We start from the raw sequence: 383 nt of genomic DNA, 5'->3' as shown, positions 1-383 counted from the left end.
GTCAAAGCGTGAAAGCAGGGGACCAACTATTAACGGTCGATCTGAAGCAAATCGAAGACGCGGGATTGTCGACTATTACACCGGTCATCATTACGAGTGCACCGGAAAAAATCGTGACGCCTACAAAAGCCGCAACGATGGATGACATTATTTTAGAAAATTAATTGGAGGATGACGAAAATGAAGAAAGACTTTTTATGGGGCGGCGCTTTAGCTGCACATCAATTTGAAGGCGGTTGGGATGCAGCCGGTAAAGGACCTAGCGTAATCGATGTGATGACTGCTGGGGCTCACGGTGTGCCTCGGGAGATCACCGAGACGATCGAAGCAGATAAATTTTATCCGAACCACGAAGCAATCGATTTTTACCATCACTATAAAGA

Annotated in this window: 2 protein-coding genes; both read left to right on the top strand. The window is 46.2% G+C overall.

The genetic code is table 11. From position 1 onward, the window contains the following. The first annotated feature begins 8 nt into the window (after positions 1–8). A complete protein-coding gene (locus CHM34_RS20020) occupies positions 9–164 on the top strand; it encodes a PTS sugar transporter subunit IIA (RefSeq protein ID WP_094266069.1) in 156 nt (51 codons plus the stop codon). Positions 165–171: 7 nt separating this feature from the next. After that, a partial coding sequence (locus CHM34_RS18830) for a family 1 glycosylhydrolase (protein WP_141201803.1) occupies positions 172–383 on the top strand: 212 nt, incomplete at its 3' end.

This window comes from Paludifilum halophilum (assembly GCF_002245355.1).
Lineage (GTDB): Bacteria > Bacillota > Bacilli > Thermoactinomycetales > DSM-45169 > Paludifilum > Paludifilum halophilum.
Note: the sequence above shows the minus strand (reverse complement) of the source record. Positions and strands in the feature narration are given on the sequence as shown.